Consider the following 17,738-nt stretch of genomic DNA (forward strand, 5'->3'; position numbering starts at 1 on the left):
GGGACTCCAGCGAGGGCAGAAAGCTGAGCCTACCCCTCAAATGGCCTGAAAAACGGGCTCGGGTTCTCCTTACCTGGGCAAAACGATCTCTCGTTCACCTCCCGTTGGCTATTTGAAAACAAGCGATGTCGGGTTCATTTTTCCGAGGCGCCGGATGGCTTCCGTGGTCGCCGGTGCGGGCTGACCTTTTTGCCGGCCGCCCCGAAACCCTGCACGGTTCAGTGTCGACCATGCGCGAAATGCTAGCCTGCGAAGCCTCGCTGATCCACATCGGGAGGCGGTTCGAACATGCTGCGGAATTTGCGCCCGATCACCTCGTTGCTGGCCGGTACGGCGCTGCTGCTGCTGGGGGTCGGACTGCTGACCACGCTGATTCCGCTGCGTGGTCATGCGCTGGGTTTTTCCACCACCATGCTTGGCGCACTGACCTCGGCATACTACGTCGGCTACTTTGCGGGCACGTTCGCGCTGCCTCCGCTGATCCAGCGGATCGGCCACATCCGTGCGTTCGCGTTCTGTACCGCCGCCGTGGCCTGCCTGGTCCTGTTGCATGCGCTCAGCAGCAACCCATGGTTCTGGCTGCTGCTGCGCCTGCTCGCCGGTATATCGCTGGTCGGCCTGTACGCGATCATCGAGAGCTGGCTGAATGCGCAGACCGAAGCCAGTCGACGCGGCACCGTGTTCGCGATTTACATGATGGTCAACCTGGGCTCGCTGGCGGTGGCGCAACAGCTGCTGCGCATTCAGGGCGAGCCGTTCGTGCTGTTCGTCGTCGTCGCACTGCTGGTATGCGCGGCAACCTTGCCCGTGGTCGCCACCCGTCAGGCGCAGCCTGGCCTGAACCCGGTGCCACGGCTTGAATTGAAGCGCCTGTTTGCGCTGGCACCCACGGCCGGCGCCGGTGCACTGCTGTCGGGCCTTGCGATGGGAGCGTTCTGGGGCTTGCTGCCGGTGTACGCCAGCGGACGGGGTTTTGACCTGACCCAGGTGGGAACCTACATGAGCCTGGCGATCCTCGGTGGTGCCGCGTTGCAGTGGCCGATCGGTCGCTGGTCCGATCGGCATGACCGGCGCCTCGCCCTGGCGGCGGTCTGCGCGCTAGCCACGGTGCTGGCCCTGCTGCAGCTGCTGATGCCTCCAAGGCAAGCGACGATGACCGCGCTGATCTTTCTCTACGGTGGCCTCACCTTCGCCGTCTATCCGATCGTGGTGGCGCATCTGGTGGATCATCTGTCGCCCGAAGAACTGCTTTCGGCCAGCAGCAGCGTGCTGCTGATTTACGGCGTCGGTTCGGCGATCGGGCCGATCGCTGCCGGGGCACTGATGGCGCGCCTCGGCCCCGGTTCGCTGTTCGGCTGGTTCGCCCTGACCCAGGCCGTGCTGGCCGTCTATGCGGCCTACCGCTACTGGCATTTCCACCGCACCCAGACGACCGAGGCCAATTTCCGGATGATGCTGCGCACCACGCCGACCGCGTTCGACATGCTGCCGGACACGGAAACGCCGACCGAGTCGACCTGAGTCCCCAAAGGGCCGGATTCACTTTTCCGATCGGTTCCGAGGCCGAGGTCTTCCTCGACGCCGGAGCCCGAACCCGGGAGGGAGGAAGCTGGATCGGTCCCCGCCCGGCGTCCCCGGCGTCCCCGGCGCAACCGGATCGATCCGGAGAAACATCCCGGGCGACCGTCGGGATGTTCAAATCGACCACGACACTTTTCCTAGCGCAGGAAGTTGTTGCGCAGCAGCTCGAGCACCTCGCGGCCGCGCCCGTCGAGCACGGCCTTGATACCGAACAGGGCGGTCGAGGCGACCTGCGACAGCTCGATTTTGGGGGGCATGACCAGCTCCATGCGGTTGACGCGCACGTCCAGCAACGCCGGGCCGTCGGCGGCCAGCCAGCTGCGCATCGCCGACTCCAGCTGGTCGCCTTGCTCCACCCGCCAGCCTTGCAGGCCACAGGCCTCGGCCAGTTTCACGAAATCGGGATTCTGCAGTTCGGTGAAGGCATCGAGCAGGCCCTCGATGCGCTGTTCCATCTCGACGAAGCCGAGTGAGGCGTTGTTGTAGACCAGCAGTTTGACCGGCAGTTTTTCCTGGCGCAGCGTCAGCAGGTCGCCCATCAGCATGGTCAGGCCGCCGTCGCCGCACAGCGCGATCACCTGGCGATCCGGAAACGCCGCCGCCATCCCCATCGCCTGCGGGTAGGCATTGGCCATCGTGCCATGCAGCAGGCTGGTCAGAAAGCGGCGGCGGCCGTTCGCGGTGAGGTGGCGCAGCATCCACACCATGGGCGAGCCACCGTCGGCGGTGAACAGCGCGTCTTCGTTTGCGAGCTGGTCGAGCATGCGGGTGACGTGCTGCGGGTGCAGCAGGTCGGGGCTGCCGTCGCGTTCGGCGTGCGCGTAGTCTTCGCGGTCCGCGGCCCACTGCTCGCGGGCCCTGGCCAGGTGCCCGTCGTCCTGCCTGGGCGGGAGGCGCGGAAGCAGGGCCTCGATGGTCGGGCCGACGTCGCCGACCAGTCCCATGTCGACCGGCGCGCGCCGGCCGAGGTGGGTGGGGTCGCGGTCGATCTGGATGACGTGCTGGCGCGACGGGTAGAACTGCGTCCAGGCGAAGTCGGTGCCCAGGCACAGCGTGATATCCGCGCCTTCCACCGCCTCCATGCCGGCGCGGTTGCCCAGGATGCCGGTCATGCCGACATTGAACGGATTGTCGGGCTCGATGAACTCCTTGGCGCGGCTGGTATGCACCACCGGCGCGTGCAGGCGCTCGGCCAGCGCCATCACCTGGTCATGCGCGCCGCGCGCACCGTAGCCGGCGTACAGGGTGACGCTTTTCGCATCGTTCAACGCGGCGGCCAGGCGATCGAGTTCGTCGTCCCCCGGGCAAAGCCGGGACCCGGTGCGATGCACCGACCACGCCAGGGCGTCGTCATCGGTCTCGGTGAACATGTCGCCGTTCACCACCACCACCGCGACGCCGCCGCGGGACAGCGCGGCCTGGGCCGCCAGCGCGGTGATCCGTCGTGCCTGCGACGGATGCGAGATGGATTCGCAGAACACCGATGCCTGTTCGTAGATGCGGTGCTGGTCGACCTCCTGCGGAAAGGCCAGGCCGGCTTCGGTGCGGGCCACATCCGAGGCGATCAGCACCACCGGCGCGCCGTTGCGGTGGCTTTCGAAGATGCCGTTGATGAAGTGCAGGCTGCCCGGGCCGCAGGTGCCCGCGCATACCGCCAGCTCGCCCGTCATGTAGGCTTCGCCGCCGGCAGCGAGCGCGCCGGCTTCCTCGTGGCGCACGTGGATCCAGCGCAGCGACGAGCGCCGCACCGCATCGGTGAAGTGGTTGATGGTGTCGCCGACGATGCCGTAGCAGCGTTGCGCACCGGCCTTGGCCAGCGTATCCACGATGATGTCGGCGACCTTCTGGGCCATGGCGGGACTCCTTGGTTGGAAACGGGGATCAGGCAGCTGGGGGGCGCTGCTTGCGGGCGCGTTCGGCCACCAGGTCGATCGCGGGCCGGAAACTGTCCGCACGCGCCGCGCGCCACCATGGGGCGTAGACGGTTTCTTCCGGCGCCTCCAGCAGCACGCCTTCCGGCAGGAAGGTCTTGATCTCGTCGATCGGCAGCGCCTTTTCCGGTCCGACGCGATGGATCAGGTGGTGGGGTGCGAGATCGCGTGGATGCTCGAGGCCCACTGCCGCGACGATATGCGCCAGCGATTTCAGCGTCTCAGCATGGAAGCGCGCGGCGCGCGGGCCCTGCACCGCGGGGATCAACCCGCGCTGGCGCCCGGCGTCCTGGGTGGTGACGCCGGTCGGGCAGGTGCCCAGGTGGCAGCGCTGCGCCTGAATGCAGCCGACCGAGAACATGAAGCTGCGCGCCGCATTGCACCAGTCGGCGCCTTGCGCCAGGTTGCGCGCCAGGCCCATGCCCGAGTAGATCTTGCCGCTGGCCGCCAGCCTGATCCTGTCTTTCAGGCCCGCGCCGACCAGCGCATTGCGCATGACCACCAGCCCCTCGTCCAGCGGCATGCCGACCCAGTCGGAGAGTTCCAGCGGCGCGGCGCCGGTGCCGCCCTCGCCGCCATCGACCACGATGAACTCGGGGGTGATGCCGGTTTCGAGGATCGCCTTCATCAGCGCGAACGGTTCGTGCATCTGGCCGATGCACAGCTTGATGCCGACCGGCTTGCCGCCCGACAGCTCGCGCATCCTCGCGGCGAACTCCAGCAGTTCGATCGGCGTGGAAAATGCCGAGTGACCGGCCGGGCTCAAACAGTCCTGGTGTGCGGGCACGCCGCGGATGCGGGCGATTTCCTCGCTGACCTTGGCCGCCGGCAGCAGCCCGCCATGGCCGGGTTTGGCACCCTGGCTCAGCTTGATCTCGGTCATCTTCACCGCGTCGTGCGCGGCCTTGTCGGCGAACTGCGCAGGGTCGAAGCGGCCGTGTTTGTCGCGCGCGCCGAAGTAGCCCGAACCCAGCTCCCACACCAGGTCGCCGCCGTGGCTGAGGTGATGCTCACTGAGGCCGCCTTCGCCGGTGTCGTGATAGAAGCCGCCCAGCTTCGCGCCCAGGTTCAGTGCCTTGACGGCGTTGGCCGACAGCGCGCCGAAGCTCATCGCGGAAATATTCAGCACCGAGGCCGAATAGGGGCGTGCGGTCTGCGCGTTGCCCACCGTGATCCGCGGCGATTCGTCCGGTGCTTCGCCGGGTTTGATCGAGTGGGCGAACCAGTGGTACTGCGGGTCGTCGGTGCGACGCTCGGTACCGAATGGATGGGTGTCGGTCTGTCCGGTGGCGCGGGCATGCACCAGGTTGCGCGCCTCGAACGAAAACGGGGTGCCGGTGAGGTCGTCCTCGACGATGTAGGCGCGCAGATAAGGGCGCAGATCGTAGAACAGCCAGCGTATCCGTGCAGCGACGGGGTAGTTGCGGAGGATCGTCCATTTCCGCTGGGTCCAGTCGTAGATGCCGAGCGCGAGGATCGGCACGGTGAGGATCAGTGGCCAGTACCAGGCCGGGGACACGAGCCAACCCATCAGCACCAGGGCGATCGACAGCAGCAGGGCCGCGACGGGCACGATGGTGCGTTTGAGCGTATCGAGCATGGTCGGTGGTTTTCCTTGAGCGTGATGGAGAGCGAAATGGCGGCGCTGTCTGCATGCACGGGCGCCGCCTGGCAGTCGACTTCGACGGCACGGCAGCACGTAGGAATGGGTGTGTCGACAACCTGCCTTGACCAGGCAACGCTATATGCCGAGGCGTCAAGTTCGCGCGAAGCGGTCCGGGGAAACCCGCTCGAAACCGGAGCCGGAAGCCGGGGCGGATGGCATTGAACGCCCTCTACCCGTCGACTTCCATCTCCTTTTCCATCGTGTGACAAACCCGGTTCCGCTCCAGATCCTTGGCCTGGTACATCAGGTGATCCGCTTCGGCGATCAGTGCTTCCAGAGTCTGTTGACCGGGGCGACGCTCGGTGACGCCGAGGCTGGCGGTGATCTTGATGCTGACGCCCTGGCGGATGATGCACAGGTTGGCGATGGCATCGCGCAGTCGCTCGGCCAGCGCGACGGCCTCGGCCAGACCGGTTTCCGGCAGCAGGACGATGAATTCCTCGCCGCCCCAGCGGGCGATGATGTCCGAATCGCGGAGGGTCTGGTGCAACAGGTTGGCGGTCGCCTTGAGTACCTCGTCGCCACAGGCGTGCCCATGCGCGTCGTTGATGCGCTTGAAGTGGTCGAGGTCGAGCACGATGACGCTCAGGTGGCGATCGTTTCGGCGCGCGATGCTCCAGATGGATTCGCCGATGCTGTCGAAGGAACGCCGATTGTTGATGCCGGTGAGCGGGTCGAGCCGGGCCAGGTGCTCGGCCTTTTCCCGGCGCTCCTCGCCTTCGCGGAACTGGTAGGTGAGTGCCAGCGCGAGCAGGGTGGCATCCAGCAGCATGCCCGCTTCGGCGGCGCGGAAGGTCCAGTCATCGAACGGAACGATCCCGAGGACGGCCAGTACGGTAAGGACGTCACCCGCCATCGAACAGGCGGCGGCCAGCAGGAAATAGCGGCCTGCCGGCAGGCCGGCCCGCACCGACAGCACACCCAGTCCCAGCATGAGGACGGTGAACACGGTCACGAAAGCGAACGCCAGTACCAGCGCCGCGGACTGCCAGTCGATCAGGGCCGTGCCGACCAGTGCCAGCGCGCCGATGGCGATGCAGGCGAGGATGCCGCGGTGCAGGCGCGGGAAGTGCCGGTGCGTATCCAGGAAGTTCCGTGCGAACAGCAGCCCGCAGGACGCGCAAAGGATCATCAGCGTCGGCTGCGACCACTGCGTCCAGCCGGGATGGGTGGGCCAGAGCCACTGGAAGCCGTAGCCGGTGTAGGCCACGTTGGTCAGCATGAAGGTGGCCAGGTACAGCGAATACAGGCCGTAGCGGCTGGCGTGCATGCCGATGAAGAGCATCAGGTTGTAGGCCAGCAACGCGAACATGAACCCGTAGATGAAGGCGTAACTGGCCGATTCCCTGCCTTCGGCGGAGGCCGCCTGCGCGGGTGCCTGCAGCGAGATCGGCAGCACCATCGGATCGAAGGTGGCGATGCGAAGCATCAGGTCGCTGCGGCCGGGCGGCAGCCCGACGTCGGCGGCGAACACGTGGCTGTCGATCGGCCGAAGTGCGAACGGCAGGCGGTCGCCCATTCGCCAGGTCGCCGTGGTCCGGTCGTCGTGGCGGACGTAGATGTCCACGTGATCCAGCCAGGAAATGCCGACGGTCAGCCGCCGGATCTGCGTGGCGGCGGCGTCATTGTCGATGCCGAGATGGATCCATACCGGCTTCGGCCCGATGCCAAACGTCAGTACGGGCTTGAGACTGGCGGTGAACGCGCCGTGCCCGTACGCGGACAAGGCCTGCTCGAGCGTCAGCGGCGCGGTCGTCTCCTGCAGGTAGCTGGTCGCCGTACCCAGCGGACGTCCGTCCATCTGCCGAAGCGTCACGGTGGCCGACAGGTTCCCGCAGACCAGCAAGAGCGCCAGCAGGAGCAACCGCGCGGAACACGTTCGAATTTCCATCAGTGGTATCGGGCCGTCTCTGGTTTTCGCCGTGAGCGCCTGGCCGCTCCCGTGGAGTGCGGCCCGGCCTCATGATGAACGGCTGGGGGAGGGAGTTCAATGAAACAGCGCCGGAGGACGCCATTGGCTCCGTCCCGGCATCCTCGCCTCCGGGTTCTCCGGGGCTCCACCGGCCCGCGGGGCAGCCGGGTGTCCTTTCCGCCATGGCCTGGACGAGGTCGCCGCCGAAGGCGTTCAATATCGTCGCTGGCACGATGTTTCATGCTCAGTCCCGGACGATGCCGATCGTGCGCAGCCACGCATCGGCCAGTCGAGGCCACCCGCTAATCGGAAGCGGCGTGCGCCGCAGGCCGAACGCATGGCCGCCGTGGGCATACAGGTGCATTTCCGCCGGCACGTGCGCCTTCGCCAGCGCGGTGTAGTAGACCAGCGACTGGTTCACCCCATCCACGTAATCGTCTTCCGCCTGCAGCAGGAACGTGGGAGGCGTCTTGCCGGAGACCGGGACGTCGGGGTTCAGCTTGCCGTCGTCGGTCGCGAGATGCCCCGGATAGATCGCCATGGCGAAATCCGGGCGGGCGCTTTCCTTGTCGGCAGCGTCCACCGGCGGATACATGCGGTGCTCGAAATTCGTGCTGATTTCCGCCACCAGGAATCCGCCTGCCGAGAATCCCAGTACGCCCACCTTGTGCGGATCGACGTGCCACTGCGCCGCATGAAAGCGCACCAGCCCCATCGTTCTCTGGACGTCCTGCAACGACGGCACCGATGTCGAAAGATTGTGCGGACGGCAATCGCATTGCCAGACATAAGGGATGCTCGGCACGCGATACTTCAGCAGTACACAGGTGATGCCCCGCGACGTCAGCCAGTCGCAGGCCTCGGTGCCTTCGAGGTCGATGGCCAGGATATGGAAGCCGCCGCCCGGGAACACGACGACCGCGGCTCCCGTGTTTTTCCCCTTGGGCGCGTAGACCGTCATCGTGGGTCGGGTCACGTTGGTCAGCGCCCCCCGCGTGTCGGTTTCCGGCCCCGGGACGGGTTGCGCATCGGGCGCCGCTCCGGGCCATATCGGCATTTGCGTGTGCCCGGCGGCGGGCCGCCAAACCGTCGTCTGGGCATGCGCGCTCGTGCATGCTGCCAGCAACCCCAGGGCAATGGCCCACAACTTCATCACACTCCTCCGTTCTGGCGCTCGGCCAGCGTCGTCGTTTCAAGTCGGGACATCGGCTGGAACTGCTCGTCCCGATCCTGCCTGTCGCATGTGGCCGGCGGCGGCCGTTCCCGTGGAGAAAATGTGCCGGTGGCCATGGGCGTCCGATGGACCCCGGGTTCGATGGTGTTAACGTCATGCCGTCGGTGCGCTCGACGCCGTGGATCGTGGCCTGGAGACTCCGCCCGTGTTCGACTCTGCCCTCCGCTTCATCCCACTGGCATTCGCTGCACTGCTGCCCGTGGTCAACCCGCTGGGTTCGGCGCTGATCCTGATGAGCATCGTGGGCGACGAGCCACCCGCGGTCTATCGGCGGCTGGCCTGGCGCATTGCATTGGGCATGCTCGGGTCTGTCGCGGTGATCGAGCTGCTGGGTTCCCTGATCCTGAAGTTCTTCGGCATCAGCCTGCCGGTGCTGCAGGTCGCCGGTGGCCTGACCCTGGCCGCGATGGGCTGGAGCATGCTCAATGCGCACGACCCCTCGCCCGGCGATGCCCCGGCCGCCCGGCCCGATGTCGACACGGTGATGAGCCAGGCGTTCTACCCGCTGACCTTTCCGGTCACCGTGGGCCCGGGCGTGATCGTGGTGGTGCTGACGCTCAGCGCGCATGCCGCCGGCCACGCCTGGCAGGCCAGCCTGTTGACGCATGCGGCGATCTTCGTCGCGGCGATCGTGCTGGCTGTGCTGGTGTTCTTCAGTTATGCGTATGCGCCCCGGCTCAGCCGGATGCTGCCGGGACATGCGATCAGCGGTGTGCAGCGACTGATCTCCTTCATCCTGCTGTGCATCGGTGCGCAGATCGCCTGGGGCGGCATGGCCACGTTGTTGCGTTCGCTGCAGGCGTTGCCGCACTGAAATCGCCCGGGTTCGGGGCGTGCTCCGAACGGGGACCGGGCTGCCCTTTTTCCGCTAGGCTCTGGTTCCCGACGATACTTCCCGCCCGAGGCTGTGTGATGACCCTGCGCCACTGGTGTTCCATGTTTTTCTGCGTCCTGATGCTGGGTGTGGCGTGCCCGAGTTCCGCGACCGACGCGCCGCTGCGCGTGATGACGTTCAACGTCCGCGTGCCGGCGGACACCGACATGAACGCGTGGGTGCATCGGCGCGACCTGCTGGTGCAGGTGGTCAAGGCGCAGCATCCGGACGTGCTTGGCACGCAGGAGCTGACCCAGGAGCAGGGCGAGTACATCGCCGCCCATCTGCCCGGTTATGCCTGGTTCGGCCAGGGCAGGGACGGCGGTACGAAGGGCGAGCACATGGGCGTGTTCTATCGCACGGACCGGTTGAAGGTGCTGCGTTCCGGGGACTTCTGGCTCTCCGATACGCCGGATGTGCCCGGCAGCAGGACCTGGGGTCAGCCGTATCCGCGCATGGTCACCTGGGCGCGGTTTCGCCTGCGCCATGGCGGTGGCACGTTCGATTACTTCAATACGCACTTCCCCTACCGGGACGAGGATGTCCGCGCGCGCATGCTCAGCGCGGACGAGATCATGCAGCGGATCGGCAAGCTGCCATCGACGACGCGGGTGATCCTGGCCGGGGATTTCAATTGCGGCCCCGACAGCCCGGTGCACGCGAAGCTGACCCGGACGCTGCACGATGCGTGGGCCGGTGCGACTTCGCGATCCGGCCCGGCGAAGACGTTTCACAACTTCACCGGCAATCCCGACCGGCGGATCGACTGGATCCTGACCCGCGGCTTCACCACGCGCGCCGTAAGCACGGTCACCACGCACCAGGGTGCGAGCTATCCGTCCGACCATTTTCCGGTGGTGGCCGAGCTCGTGCCCCAGCGCAGGACCGCCCGGGCGGGGCGCTGAGCGCACTTCGCAAACAGTCGGCGCCGATGCCGGTTTCGCCCAGGGCCGGTGAGTCGGCGCGGCCTGCCGGACCCGGGTCATCTCAACCGCCCCCGTGTTCAACTGCCAGCTTCGGTCATGACCATCCGGGCCGCCACGCAAAAAACCGGGGCGCCGAAGCGCCCCTTGCATCTCTCCGCACCGTGCCGATCGAGGTGGCTCAGCGCACCCTGAACAGCACCGGCGCCCAGCGGCCGCTGGCGTAGGACTCTTCGCGATTGCGATGCATGCGCTCGATCGCCTGGGCCCGGCGTGCTTCGGCCCACTCGACGCGGGTCAGCATCAGTCCGGCGTGGTCCACGCCGCGCCGGCTGGCTTCGTTGTCGCGCCATTTGCGGAAATCGCAGTAGGCCTCGATCTCGTGCTCGAGTTCGCGCACGCACAGCTCGATCATGATCGCGTCGTCGAGGAAGCCCAGTATCGGGATGTTGTCGGGCAGCAGGTCATCGGGACTGGCGAAGTAGGCCAGCGCCGCCAGCACGTTGTTGCGGTCGGCGTCGGGCAGGGCGAAACCCTTGTCCTCGACCATCGCGATCATCGTGTTGAGGTGTTTGAGCCGGGTGCTGACGAAATCCGGCAGATTGCTGCTGTGGCTTTGTTCGAGCAACTTGCGGGCCGCGGCGATGATGGCGGCCTCGTCCTCATTGGCGACCGTCTTCTGGGCACCCTTGATGCCGTCGATGAAAAGCTTCAGGTCGGAATCGGTCAGCGAAATCGAGATGTCCAGACTCATGATTGATCACTCGCAAGGGGGCCTCAGGTCGGCTCGCAGCGTATGCCTGCGGCGGCAGGGACGTCAAATGCAAGCGAACTGTCGGCGCCGGCCTGCCGGCGGCGGGATGGCCGACCCCAGCGGGCGCCGGCGGCCATCATCGATGGCGCCGCAAGGCGCCCAGCGGACGGGCGGCCTGTTGCGCGCGCCCGCCACCGTGTGGCGTGCCGACCCGCCCAGGATCGGCGCACCCGGCTTCCCGCCGGACAGGCAAGCGCTGGAAATGCTTCCATGAGCGACGCCGGGCAGGGATTCGGAACGCGCTCCACCCGGCCTTCCATCCCCTCGAACGGACCCCGACACCGGTCGGCTCACGAACTGCCGAGGCTGATCAGCAGCGCAAACGCCATGCCGAATCCGATCAGCACGCTGTAGCAAATGCCGACGCCGGCATATTTCAGCGAAGTCATGAACCACCCTTGCCGATACACCCGCTTCTGCATGAGGAACAGGTAGGCGAGCATCCACAGCCAGGCCGCGGCATGCAGCCAGCCCAGTGGCGCGCCGAGCCAGGCGGCATGCTGTGCTATCCAGCCGCGCAGCAGATCCAGCGCGACCAGCACCAGCAGCGACAGCATGATGAAGGCGTGGCTGTGCATGGCCACGATCAGGTGTTCCATGTACATCCGTCGCTTGAAGATATAGAAGACCTTCAGCAGCAACGCAAACACCGGCAGCAGCACGAACAGTACCTGCGGCGCGACCGCAAATACCCCGCCCATGAGGCGCCAGGCCGCGGCCTTTGCGGCGGCGGCGTTGCCCGAGTTCATGTCGTGCAGGTTGTTGCGGGCGCGCTCGATCGAGTCGTTGAGCCACTCGTTGGCGAACGAAGGCAACCATCCGACGAGTAATGGCCTGGACTCGCGGTTCCACACGACCTCATCGTTGAACTTGATGTCGCCGTTCGCGAAATGGGTGTCCTGCGTCGTCGTCACGGGGGCCGAACTGATCGCGACACCGTGAATGGGCGGCGTCCGGAATTGCACGAGCGGGGTGGCGCTTGTGCGGATCGCGAGCTGGATCGCGAGGAACGCGATGATCGCGAGAAAGAAGACCAGCCGGAACGGCGTCACGTAGCGGGCGCGTTTGTTGGCGAAGTAGTCCAGCGTGAGTTTCCCGGGCCGGAAGTACAAGGGCAGCAGCGTGTGCAGGATGCGTGCATCGATGTTGAGCAAGCTGTCCAGCACGTCGCCCAGCACGCTGCCAAAATGCCGTACCAGGCCTTCCACCGGTTGGCCGCAGGCGTAGCAATACTTTCCGTACAGCGGCGCGCCGCAATTGCCGCAGGTCGCGGGAGGAATCGGTGGCGGCGTGGACATCGATGCCATGGAGGGATGTGCTCCCATGTTCGGTGAATTGCCCGGATGAGTGCGATTCTAACGATCTTTCAAGCCCGAAAAGGCCAGGGCGGCGGGCGTCCGGGGCGATCTGTCCGCGGGAGGGGGCCTTTCCACCGGCAAATCTGTCCCGATGGCGCCACCCGCTTGAGCCCTTCGCTCCCAGGTGGGACGATCCGCCCATGACCAGTCGACCCGCCACCGCGTTGCACTTGCGCGACCTCGCGCGGTTGCGTCGCGTGCGCGACCGGATCGACCGGGAGTATGCGCAGCCGCTGAATGTGGAGGCGCTCGCGCAGGGCGTGCACATGTCGGGCGGACACCTCAGCCGCCAGTTCAAGCTCGCCTTCGGTGAATCGCCTTACAGCTACCTGATGACGCGGCGCATCGAGCGCGCGATGGCATTGCTGCGGCGTGGTGACCTCAGCGTCACCGAGGTCTGCTTCGCGGTGGGCTGCTCGTCGCTGGGCACGTTCAGCACGCGCTTCGCCGAGCTGGCCGGGGTGCCGCCCAGCGTCTATCGGCGCGAGGCGTCGGCTGCGACGGCGGGGATGCCGTCGTGCGTGGCGCGGCAGGTGACGCGACCGATCAGGAATCGAGAAGCGCCGGCCCCCGAGCCGGATCTAGCATGACGGCTCCATCCACACCGAAAGCGACTGCCATGGACATCACCATCTACTCGAGCTTCCTCCCGCACACCGATCCGGACGCCTCACTGGCGTTCTACCGCGACACGCTCGGCTTCGAGGTGCGCAACGACGTCGGCTACAACGGCATGCGCTGGATCACGGTCGGCCCGTCCGACCAGCCCGGCACGTCGATCGTGCTGTTCCCGCCCGCCGCCAGCCCCGGCGTGAACGATGACGAAAAACGCACCATCGCCGAGATGATGGCCAAGGGCACCTACGCCATGATGCTGCTGGCCACGAAGGACCTGGATGCCGCCTTCGAGCGGATCCAGGCCAGCGGTGCCGAGATCGTCGAAGAGCCGACCGAACAGCCGTACGGCGTTCGCGACTGCGCCGTGCGCGATCCCGCGGGCAACCTGCTGCGCGTGCAGGAGCGGCGCTGAGGCCTCCGGCGAGCGGACCTGGCTGGAGAAGGCGCGATGACAACGATGAAGAAGGCGACACCGACCATGAAGAAGACCGGCCCGAAGGAAGCCCCCGCGGGCGAGACGCCCTCGCAACGGATCGACGCACGGATCGAGTCGCTGGGCGACTGGCGCGGCGAAATGCTCGCGCGCATCCGCAGGATCATCCGGCAGGCCGTTCCCGACGTGGTCGAGGAGTGGAAGTGGCGAGGGGTTCCGGTGTGGTACCGCGACGGGATGATCTGCACCGGCGAGACGTACAGGAACGCCGTGAAGATGACTTTTGCCCAGGGCGCCTCGCTGGCCGACCCGTCCGGCCTGTTCAACGCCAGCCTCGACGGCAACACGCGGCGCGCCATCGATTTCCATGAGGGTGACTCGATCGATGAAGCGGCGTTGAAGGCGCTGATTCGCGCCGCCGTGGTGCGGAATGCCCTGAAGGGGGGCGGCGACTGAGAGTCGCCGCCCCGGCATGTCGGCGTTCGATCAGGGCGTGACGTCGAAATCCGCCTGTGCGGTCGCCAGCGAGCTGCCGCCGACCCACACGGTGTAATGCGTGGGCTCGATCACCTGCCGGCTGCGCACGTTCCAGAACGACAGCTCCGGGAAGCCGAGCTGGAACGTGAGCTGCTTCGATTGCCCCGGCTTCAGCGTCACCCGCGTGAAACCCTTCAGGCTGCGCACCGGCTGCTCGACGCTGGCGCCGAGATTGCGCACGTAGAGCTGCGCCACTTCGGTGGCCTCGCGCCGGCCGGTGTTCTTCACCGTTGCGCTCACCGTCACCAGGTCATGGGCATCGGCGCGATTGGCCATGGCCAGCGGTACGGCCTTGCGCGACAGGTGCACGCCCGAGTAGGCGAACGTGGTGTAGCTCAGGCCGTAGCCGAACGGATAGAGCGCGGAGTTCGGCACGTCGATGTAGCGCGAGACGAAGCGCGTGTCGCCGGCCGGCGGCTTGCTCAGGTCCGCGTCGCCGGCGGGGCGGCCGGTGGGGAACTGGTTGTAGTACAGCGGCTCCTGGCCGACCGCCCGCGGGAAGCTCATGGTCAGCTTGCCGCTGGGCGAAACGTCGCCGAACAGCGTACTCGCGACGGCCGAACCGGCCTCGGTACCGGGGAACCAGACGGCCATGATCGCCGACACGTGCGTGGCCGCCCAGTCCAGCACCAGCGGACGTCCGGAGAACACCAGCAGCACGACCGGCTTGCCCGTCGCCGCAATCGTTTCCAGCAGCTTCTGCTGGTTGCCCGGCAGATCCAGGTGCGCGCGCGAACCCGCTTCGCCGCTCATGCTGCTGGATTCGCCCAGCGCCATCACCACCACGTCGGCCCGCTCGGCCGCGCGCCGGGCTTCGGCGAAGCCCGCCTCGGAATCGCCGTCGATGTCGGTGCCCCTGGCATAGAGCAGCTCGCCGCCCCTCTGCTTCATGCGCGCCTCCAGCCCACCGCGCACGGTGACCACGTCGGGCTGATGCTGCGCACCGCCCCAGGCGCCCTGCATCTCGCCGGCGCTGTCGGCCAGCGGGCCGATCAAGGCGACTTTCTTCACGTCGGCGGCGAGCGGCAGCACAGGGGCCACGCCGTCACCGCCGTTCTTCAGCAGCACGAACGACTCCTCGGCCGCGCGACGCGCCAGCGGACGATGCGCCGCCACGGCCTGCGTCACCTCCTCGGTGCCGCGCGCATACGGATGCTCGAACAGGCCCAGCGCGAACTTCACCCGCAGCACGCGGCGCACCGCCTCGTCCACGGTCGCCATCGACAGCTTGCCTTGCTTCAGCAGCCTGGGAATCTGGGTGTCGTAGAAGTGGGACATCATGTCCACCTCGACCCCGGCGTCCAGCGCCTTCCGGGTGGCGCTGGCGGCATCCAGCGCGATGCCGTGATGGGTCAGTTCCATCACCGCGGTGTAGTCGCTGACCACGAAGCCGTCGAAGCCCCATTCCTTGCGCAGGATCTCGTCCATCAGGTACGGATCGGCGGTGGCGGGCACGCCGTTGAGCGCGTTGAACGAGCTCATCATCGTGGCCGCGCCGGCGTCCACCGCGGCCTTGTAGGGCGGAAGGTAGACCTGGCGCAGGCGGATGTCGGACATGTCGGTGGTGTTGTATTCGCGGCCCGCCTCGGCCGCGCCGTAGGCGGCGAAGTGCTTGACCGATGCGGCCACGCTCTCGGGCTTCGAGAGATCGCTGCCCTGGTAGCCGCGGATATACGCGCGCGCCATCGCCGAACCGAGGTAGGCATCCTCACCGGCGCCCTCGGTCGAGCGGCCCCAGCGCGCGTCGCGCGAGATGTCGACCATCGGCGAATAGAACCATTTCACGCCGGCGGTGGTGGCTTCGACCGCGGCCATGTGCGAGACGTCCTGCACCAGCTGCGGATCCCACGAGGCGGACAGGCCCAGCGGCACCGGATAGATGGTGCGATAACCGTGGATCACGTCGGCGCCGAACAGGATCGGGATGCCCAGGCGGCTGTGCATCGCCGCCTCCTGGAAACGGCGCGTCTTCTCCGCACCGATCACGTTGAGCATCGAACCCAGCTGTCCCTTCCGAGCCAGTTCGTACGCGTCGACGTGGTCGCGCGTTTCCGGATTGGCGGCGAGCGCACCCTCCGCATCGGCCGCCGTGGGCGCCGACGAGCCCTGATCGTTGTACTGCATCAACTGGCCGATCTTCTCGGCCAGGGTCATCTTCTTCAGCAGCGCGTCGACTTTCTGGCTGATCGCGGGGGAGGCCAGTTGCGCATTGGACGGTTGCTGCGCCAGCGGAAACCGGGGCGCAGCAGCCTCGGTGGCCAGTGCTCCCCGGGCGAGCGCCAGGCTCAAGGCACAGGCTGCGACGGACGACAGCAGCGGGGCGCGCCGAGGGAGGGGTGTGGGAGGGCTCATTCTTTCTCCTGGGAGGCGCGAGGGGCGCGCCGGGGGCGCCAGCGGCTAAATGTAAACGTTTACATGGGCGGACGTAAATCCCCGATCGATCCGCCCGGCATGGCTATCGGCCGCGGCGGGCCAGATAGACCGTCTGCGTGAACGGTCGGCCCTGCAGCGGGTTGTCGAACGTGACCGGTTCGGCCCAGGCCTCGGCGAACACGCCGGCGAGACGAGCGGTGAAGGCGGGGTCGGGGCGGTCGTTGGACCACAGCCCGAAGATGCCGCCCGGCTTGAGGTGGGCGGTCAGCGCACGCAGACCGTCGGGTTGGTAGAAGCTGGTGCTGCGCTGGTCCAGCAGGGCTTCGGGGGAGTGGTCGATGTCGAGCAGGATGGCATCGAAGCGGCGGCCGGGCGACTCCGGATCAAACCCCTGTGCCGAGCCGGCGAGCGCGAAGAAGTCGCCCTGCACGAAGCGGCAGCGTGGGTCGGCCACCAGCTCCGGGCCCAGCGGCAGCAGTCCCTTGCGATGCCACTGGATCACCGGTGCGAGCATCTCGACCACCGCGAGCGCGGCGACCTTGTCGTGCTCCAGCACGGCGCGTGCGGTGTAGCCCAGGCCCAGCCCGCCGACAACCACGTCGAGCTGCCCGCCCTCGAGCGCGGCCAGGCCCAGCCGCGCCAGCGCTTCCTCCGACGCGGTGAACAGGCTCGACATCAGGAACTCGTCGTCCAGCTTGATCTCGTAGACCTCGCGCTTCAGCGTCAGCTCGAAACGGCGCCGGAGGCTCACGGCCCCGATCGGGGTCGGGCAATAGTCGATTTCCTCGAAGAGCACGTGCATAGGCGAGGTAGATCCATGGGTGGAGGAAAAAAGGAAAAGGTGCCGGGAACCGTGCCCGACGCAGTCGCGGTGATGGGGGTGCCGATTCAGCGCAGCGGTTGCGCCGCCGTGTCGCCCTTGCACGGGATCGGCTTGCCGTCGGTACCGACCGTCTGCGTGAAACTCGAGCCGCTGCGGTTGATGACGATGCCGCCAACACACCGCTGGTTCCGGTCCAGCCGATAGGTTGCCTTTACGCGAAGTGCTTCCTGCCGCTGCTTGTTCAGGCGTATGGCTTGTTCTTCCTGGTACAGCCGGGCATCTTCCTTGACCTGCTGGTACGTGTTGGACAAGTCCTCGCGACGCTGCTTCAGCTCGTTCGCCAACAGTTCCCGGTTTTGCCTGGCGCGGGCTCTGGCCAGCTGCGCATCCAGCTCGGCGGTGCGGGCGGAATCGTGGATGATCTCATCGGCCTGGCGCGCGGCGAGGTACCGGGAAAGTCCATTCCAGCCCAGCATGCCGACGATCAAACTCGCGGCCACTGCTCCGATCTTCCACGACAACGGCATGGCCATGTCACCCGAACCTCAACAAGATTGTGGAGAACCCCTCAGCATCCGTACTCCCCCGATTGAACCTCGTCGTCAGTCGGTCGCCAGAGTCTAGCAGGGCCTCGAAAAAGCCATCCTGCCCGCGAAAGAAG

15 protein-coding genes are annotated in these 17,738 nt (G+C 66.9%); 6 read left to right on the forward strand and 9 right to left on the reverse strand.

What is annotated here, in order from left to right:
• The first annotated feature begins 300 nt into the window (after positions 1-300).
• Positions 301-1,521 carry an MFS transporter gene (locus ACFPPA_RS06325; protein WP_377319459.1) on the forward strand — a complete coding sequence of 407 codons (1,221 nt, stop codon included), beginning with the start codon at positions 301-303 and terminating at the stop codon, positions 1,519-1,521.
• 197 nt (positions 1,522-1,718) lie between these two features.
• Here ACFPPA_RS06325 and ACFPPA_RS06330 read toward each other — a convergent pair whose 3' ends face one another.
• From ACFPPA_RS06330 to ACFPPA_RS06345, 4 genes are all read right to left on the reverse strand, one after another.
• Complete coding sequence (locus ACFPPA_RS06330; protein ID WP_377318360.1) at positions 1,719-3,434, reverse strand: thiamine pyrophosphate-dependent enzyme; 1,716 nt, start codon at positions 3,432-3,434, stop codon at positions 1,719-1,721.
• 28 nt (positions 3,435-3,462) lie between these two features.
• The gene (locus ACFPPA_RS06335; RefSeq protein WP_377318362.1) at positions 3,463-5,112 is read right to left on the reverse strand and encodes an FMN-binding glutamate synthase family protein; all 1,650 of its coding nucleotides are present in this window, start codon (positions 5,110-5,112) and stop codon (positions 3,463-3,465) included.
• Positions 5,113-5,347: 235 nt separating this feature from the next.
• Positions 5,348-7,069 (reverse strand): sensor domain-containing diguanylate cyclase, encoded by a 1,722-nt coding sequence (locus ACFPPA_RS06340; RefSeq protein ID WP_377318364.1) that lies wholly within the window; start codon positions 7,067-7,069, stop codon positions 5,348-5,350.
• Between the two features lie 265 nt (positions 7,070-7,334).
• Positions 7,335-8,243, reverse strand: coding sequence for an alpha/beta hydrolase (locus tag ACFPPA_RS06345; protein WP_377318366.1), 909 nt, complete (start codon positions 8,241-8,243; stop codon positions 7,335-7,337).
• Between the two features lie 226 nt (positions 8,244-8,469).
• Here ACFPPA_RS06345 and ACFPPA_RS06350 point away from each other — a divergent pair, with 226 nt between their 5' ends.
• Positions 8,470-9,138 (forward strand): MarC family protein, encoded by a 669-nt coding sequence (locus tag ACFPPA_RS06350; protein WP_377318368.1) that lies wholly within the window; start codon positions 8,470-8,472, stop codon positions 9,136-9,138.
• 122 nt (positions 9,139-9,260) lie between these two features.
• A complete protein-coding gene (locus ACFPPA_RS06355) occupies positions 9,261-10,103 on the forward strand; it encodes an endonuclease/exonuclease/phosphatase family protein (RefSeq protein ID WP_377318370.1) in 843 nt (280 codons plus the stop codon).
• Positions 10,104-10,302: 199 nt separating this feature from the next.
• On the opposite strand, the gene ACFPPA_RS06360 is transcribed toward ACFPPA_RS06355, so the two are convergent.
• Together ACFPPA_RS06360 and ACFPPA_RS06365 are read right to left on the reverse strand one after the other, a co-directional pair.
• Complete coding sequence (locus ACFPPA_RS06360) at positions 10,303-10,875, reverse strand: YkvA family protein (protein ID WP_377318372.1); 573 nt, start codon at positions 10,873-10,875, stop codon at positions 10,303-10,305.
• Positions 10,876-11,225: 350 nt separating this feature from the next.
• Positions 11,226-12,242, reverse strand: coding sequence for a DUF3667 domain-containing protein (locus ACFPPA_RS06365; RefSeq protein WP_377318374.1), 1,017 nt, complete (start codon positions 12,240-12,242; stop codon positions 11,226-11,228).
• A 191-nt stretch (positions 12,243-12,433) separates the two neighbouring features.
• Between ACFPPA_RS06365 and ACFPPA_RS06370 the strand changes: the two genes are divergently transcribed.
• The 3 genes from ACFPPA_RS06370 to ACFPPA_RS06380 all read left to right on the forward strand — a co-directional run bounded on the left by ACFPPA_RS06370 (position 12,434) and on the right by ACFPPA_RS06380 (position 13,800).
• Positions 12,434-12,883, forward strand: coding sequence for a helix-turn-helix transcriptional regulator (locus ACFPPA_RS06370; protein WP_377318376.1), 450 nt, complete (start codon positions 12,434-12,436; stop codon positions 12,881-12,883).
• A gap of 29 nt (positions 12,884-12,912) precedes the next feature.
• A complete protein-coding gene (locus tag ACFPPA_RS06375; RefSeq protein WP_377318378.1) occupies positions 12,913-13,323 on the forward strand; it encodes a VOC family protein in 411 nt (136 codons plus the stop codon).
• Between the two features lie 66 nt (positions 13,324-13,389).
• The gene (locus ACFPPA_RS06380) at positions 13,390-13,800 is read left to right on the forward strand and encodes a DUF1801 domain-containing protein (protein WP_377318380.1); all 411 of its coding nucleotides are present in this window, start codon (positions 13,390-13,392) and stop codon (positions 13,798-13,800) included.
• A gap of 30 nt (positions 13,801-13,830) precedes the next feature.
• Here ACFPPA_RS06380 and bglX read toward each other — a convergent pair whose 3' ends face one another.
• The 3 genes from bglX to ACFPPA_RS06395 form a co-directional block, all read right to left on the reverse strand.
• A complete protein-coding gene (bglX, locus tag ACFPPA_RS06385) occupies positions 13,831-16,233 on the reverse strand; it encodes a beta-glucosidase BglX (protein ID WP_377318382.1) in 2,403 nt (800 codons plus the stop codon).
• 103 nt (positions 16,234-16,336) lie between these two features.
• Positions 16,337-17,056, reverse strand: a complete 720-nt coding sequence (locus ACFPPA_RS06390) for a spermine/spermidine synthase domain-containing protein (RefSeq protein ID WP_377318384.1) — start codon at positions 17,054-17,056, stop codon at positions 16,337-16,339.
• Positions 17,057-17,142: 86 nt separating this feature from the next.
• On the reverse strand, positions 17,143-17,610 hold the full coding sequence (locus ACFPPA_RS06395) for a hypothetical protein (protein WP_377318386.1): 468 nt from the start codon (positions 17,608-17,610) through the stop codon (positions 17,143-17,145).
• Positions 17,611-17,738: the final 128 nt, after the last annotated feature.

Source organism: Rhodanobacter ginsengisoli, from assembly GCF_042657065.1.
GTDB lineage: Bacteria > Pseudomonadota > Gammaproteobacteria > Xanthomonadales > Rhodanobacteraceae > Rhodanobacter > Rhodanobacter ginsengisoli.

Bases quoted from the DNA above. Each gene is read 5' to 3' on its own strand.
- ACFPPA_RS06330 (WP_377318360.1), bottom strand. From the start codon at position 3,434: ATGGCCCAGAAGGTCGCCGACATCATCGTGGATACGCTGGCCAAGGCC.
- ACFPPA_RS06335 (WP_377318362.1), bottom strand. From the start codon at position 5,112: ATGCTCGATACGCTCAAACGCACCATCGTGCCCGTCGCGGCCCTGCTG.
- ACFPPA_RS06340 (WP_377318364.1), bottom strand. From the start codon at position 7,069: ATGGAAATTCGAACGTGTTCCGCGCGGTTGCTCCTGCTGGCGCTCTTG.
- ACFPPA_RS06345 (WP_377318366.1), bottom strand. From the start codon at position 8,243: ATGAAGTTGTGGGCCATTGCCCTGGGGTTGCTGGCAGCATGCACGAGC.
- ACFPPA_RS06355 (WP_377318370.1), top strand. From the start codon at position 9,261: ATGTTTTTCTGCGTCCTGATGCTGGGTGTGGCGTGCCCGAGTTCCGCG.
- ACFPPA_RS06360 (WP_377318372.1), bottom strand. From the start codon at position 10,875: ATGAGTCTGGACATCTCGATTTCGCTGACCGATTCCGACCTGAAGCTT.
- ACFPPA_RS06365 (WP_377318374.1), bottom strand. From the start codon at position 12,242: ATGGCATCGATGTCCACGCCGCCACCGATTCCTCCCGCGACCTGCGGC.
- ACFPPA_RS06370 (WP_377318376.1), top strand. From the start codon at position 12,434: ATGACCAGTCGACCCGCCACCGCGTTGCACTTGCGCGACCTCGCGCGG.
- ACFPPA_RS06375 (WP_377318378.1), top strand. From the start codon at position 12,913: ATGGACATCACCATCTACTCGAGCTTCCTCCCGCACACCGATCCGGAC.
- ACFPPA_RS06380 (WP_377318380.1), top strand. From the start codon at position 13,390: ATGAAGAAGACCGGCCCGAAGGAAGCCCCCGCGGGCGAGACGCCCTCG.
- bglX (WP_377318382.1), bottom strand. From the start codon at position 16,233: ATGAGCCCTCCCACACCCCTCCCTCGGCGCGCCCCGCTGCTGTCGTCC.
- ACFPPA_RS06390 (WP_377318384.1), bottom strand. From the start codon at position 17,056: ATGCACGTGCTCTTCGAGGAAATCGACTATTGCCCGACCCCGATCGGG.
- ACFPPA_RS06395 (WP_377318386.1), bottom strand. From the start codon at position 17,610: ATGGCCATGCCGTTGTCGTGGAAGATCGGAGCAGTGGCCGCGAGTTTG.